The sequence below is a fragment of the Pseudoalteromonas sp. TB25 genome (assembly GCF_000497995.1).
Classification (GTDB): domain Bacteria; phylum Pseudomonadota; class Gammaproteobacteria; order Enterobacterales; family Alteromonadaceae; genus Pseudoalteromonas; species Pseudoalteromonas distincta.
In genome coordinates this window covers 1-1,315 of the sequence record NZ_AUTI01000070.1, presented here as the reverse complement: position 1 = coordinate 1,315, position 1,315 = coordinate 1, and the positions used below count along the sequence as shown (strand labels likewise).

Sequence of the window (1,315 nt, the reverse complement as noted above, 5' to 3'; positions counted from 1 at the left end):
GAGCTGCCGTGGTAATACCCGATAACGTATTATTTGAAGGCGGCAGAGGGACTGAAATACGCACCGACTTAATGCACAAATGTAACCTGCACACAATTTTACGCTTGCCTACCGGTATATTTTACGCCGCAGGTGTTAAAACTAACGTGTTGTTTTTCCAAAAAGGCACGCCGGAAAACCCACATCAAGATAAAGACTGCACAACTAACACATGGGTGTACGACTTACGGACCAACATGCAAACCTTTGGTAAGCGCAGCCCATTTACTCATAAATACCTTGAAAACTTTGAGGCGGTTTACGGCGATGATGCTAACGGCCAAGCAGAGCGAGAAGAAGGCGTTTACAATATTTTGGGTTGTACCACACCTGTAAACGATGAAGATATTAAAAACACTGACAGCTCGGAGCTAATAGATAACGCGCGCTGGCGCAAGTTCTCACGTGAGTTTATTAAAGCTAAAAACGACAGCTTAGATATAACATGGCTTAAAGATAACTCAATAACCGATGCTGCAAACTTGCCAGAGCCAGATGTATTAGCAACTGAAGCGATGACAGAACTCACCGAAGCCCTGCGCGAAATGAATCAACTGATGATTGAGTTAGGGGCCATTGATGAAGCCTCTGGACAGGTAGCATTATTGGCCGAAGAATTTGGTTTGGAAAAGAAAATTATTGAAGGTGCTGAATAATGACTCAACAGGAAGTAATGAAACCACCTAAAGGCTGGGAATTGCTTAACATTGGTGATATTTCGACCATTCAAAATGGTTTTGCTTTTAAAAGTGGTTGGTTTACCGATAGCGGTAAATTTCAAGTCATTAAATTAGGGAATGTGAAGGATGATTATTTAAAGTTAGAAAAATCTCCTGCATTTGTTAGTTTAGATATTGCCAATGAATACATGAAATATAAGCCCGATGTAGGTGACATACTAATAAGTATGACAGGAACAAAGTACAAAGGTGACTATGGATATGTTTGTAGAGTTAATGAAGATCTATCTATATTAATCAATCAACGAGTAGGCAGAATAATAGCCAAGTCAGAGCTGATTGAAGGTGAGTTTTTACATCATTATATGCGATCTGAGTTTTTTAGAGTTGAATTTTTTAAAGGAGAAACTGGCGGAGTAAACCAAGGCAATGTAGGTACAAAGCATATTCAATCTTGTTCCATTGGAATTCCACCACTCCCAGAACAAAAGCGCATTGTTGAAAAGCTCGATAGCTTATTGGCGCAGGTTGATACCATACAACAACGCCTAAACAACTTACCTGACATCATCAAACGCTTCCGCCAATCCGTCCTC

Annotated in this window: 2 protein-coding genes; both read left to right on the top strand. The window is 40.3% G+C overall.

Annotated elements, in window-relative coordinates:
* A partial coding sequence (locus L652_RS0101355; RefSeq protein ID WP_024594966.1) for an N-6 DNA methylase occupies window positions 1–695 on the top strand: 695 nt, incomplete at its 5' end.
* Window positions 695–1,315: restriction endonuclease subunit S (locus tag L652_RS0101350; RefSeq protein WP_024594967.1), on the top strand; the 621-nt coding region annotated here is incomplete at its 3' end. The genes L652_RS0101355 and L652_RS0101350, both read left to right, overlap by 1 nt.